Origin of the sequence: Streptomyces sp. SID12501, from assembly GCF_010550245.1 — a bacterium.
GTDB lineage: Bacteria > Actinomycetota > Actinomycetes > Streptomycetales > Streptomycetaceae > Streptomyces.
In genome coordinates this window covers 1-451 of sequence record NZ_JAAGLU010000601.1, presented here as the reverse complement: position 1 = coordinate 451, position 451 = coordinate 1, and the positions used below count along the sequence as shown (strand labels likewise).

Annotated in this window: 1 pseudogene; it reads left to right on the top strand. The window is 76.9% G+C overall.

The features are described 5' to 3' along the window. Nucleotides 1-451: pseudogene (locus G3I71_RS47475) on the top strand (hypothetical protein); the annotation flags it as partial.

Here is a 451-nt window from a genome sequence, read left to right as displayed (position 1 = left end):
AACTGCCCGCCGCCATGGCCGCCGCGCAGCGCGCCGCCGACCTGGCCCCCGCGGACCCCGGACCCTGGGTCGTCATGATCACGGCCGCGCGGGCGCTGTCTTACACGCACAGCCGGTTCGCCGACCTGTGGCGCAACCTCACGCTCCGCGCGCCCCACCACCCGGCCGCCCACTGGCAGGCCATGCAGTACTGGTTCGCCAAGTGGCACGGCTCCGACGAGCTGATGATCGAGTTTGCCGGGCGGGCCGCCGCCCAGGCCCCGGCGGGCAGCCTGCTGCCCGGGGTACACCTGCACGCGCTGGGCGAACTGCGCGGCGCGCGCGCCGCCCGTACCGCCCGCTCCGAGGCGAACCGGGCCCGGCTCCTCGACATCGCGGGCCGGCTGGACACCGTACGACCCGACCACGAGGGCCTGCCCCGGCTGCGCCAGCACGCCGCCGCCCTCGCCCA